This is a genomic window from Paenibacillus sp. TY11 (genome assembly GCF_059772165.1).
The window spans coordinates 1-1114 of the sequence record NZ_JCBAIQ010000062.1; the positions used below are offsets into that span (position 1 = coordinate 1).

Below are 1114 nucleotides of genomic sequence, written 5' to 3' on the forward strand. Positions count from 1 at the left end.
CGTTGGACGTTGATGTTACTGGCGAAATAGATCTGAACGTTTTCTTTGGCTTAAAAGAGGGGAATTCTGGCTTTGATGAAATAAACGTTCGTTTCAATGTGGACAGTGACGCAGATGAAGCGCAGGTTGAAAAGTTGATTGCAAAAGCCATAGAAATATCACCTGTGAGAAACACCATTGAAAGAAACGTTAAAGTGACTTCGGAGTATACACGCCACAGTTAAAACGTAAGCGTCAAACCCAGTACACCTGTAACCCCAACACCAGTCATGAGATCATAGGCATATCTTAACTCAAGGAGATTTGCCAGATGACCAAAGCAGAACGACACCAGCAGTAATGGACGGAGCGCATCACGGACTATCGAGCCAGTGGCCTCACTGTATGAAAAACGTGAAGATCACGAAATTGTGTACTAATTCAAAAGATTCGTGCTATTAAGAATATAAAGGCTTCATAGAATTGGTAATCTATTTTTCATTCACTTAAGGAGTGGTACAATGGCACATTACGCAGCAATCTTGCACATAGTTGACCCGGGAAAAAGACAAGAGTTACATCCTAAGCACCTGGAATTTTTGAACAAAATGAAGGAACAGGGGAAAATTTATGCCATGGGACCTTTTGTTGATGGGGCCGGCGGTCTAGTCATTTACGTTGCAGATTCATTGGAAGAGGCACAGGCGATGGTTGAAAAAGACCCGTATGTGTCGGAAAAAGCGCTTCGCTTGGAACTTCATGAGTGGAAAATGGTATAAATGAATATACATTTCTCTTTTAGGTTTCGTTAAAAAGCCATCAACGCTACTATAATATCAAGAGGCCCCCAGTATAGGGAGCCTCTTTTTTGGGTGCACCTCACAGTCGCATCATTAGGTGGTTCAAATCCACCGGGTAACTTTACCCTTTAAAGTGCCGTAGCCGAAGCAGACATCCGGCAACCCAAGGTTTCGGATGGGCAGGGTGGAGAAAGTTTGGGAAGAAGAGCATCCGGCAGCTAAGTTTGAAATTCTTTCTGATGAAACCTCTAGTGAAGGACTATGTACTGATGAAGGGTGTGCGATCCCGCCTAAAAAGTCATAAAGGACAAGCGAGGATTCAATTAAGATAGGTC

General features: G+C 43.2%; 3 protein-coding genes. 2 read left to right on the forward strand and 1 reads right to left on the reverse strand.

The features are described from left to right. Positions 1–224 (forward strand): OsmC family protein (locus AC6EJC_RS26780; protein ID WP_444956516.1); only part of this gene is annotated, 224 nt, incomplete at its 5' end. Between the two features lie 276 nt (positions 225–500). Beyond that, complete coding sequence (locus AC6EJC_RS26785; RefSeq protein ID WP_134910491.1) at positions 501–758, forward strand: YciI family protein; 258 nt, start codon at positions 501–503, stop codon at positions 756–758. Between the two features lie 123 nt (positions 759–881). Here AC6EJC_RS26785 and AC6EJC_RS26790 read toward each other — a convergent pair. Continuing rightward, a partial coding sequence (locus AC6EJC_RS26790; RefSeq protein ID WP_444956517.1) for a hypothetical protein occupies positions 882–1114 on the reverse strand: 233 nt, incomplete at its 5' end.

What these genes read in the sequence shown, in the direction of transcription:
- AC6EJC_RS26785 (WP_134910491.1), top strand. Translation starts at nt 501, where the DNA reads ATGGCACATTACGCAGCAATCTTGCACATAGTTGACCCGGGAAAAAGA.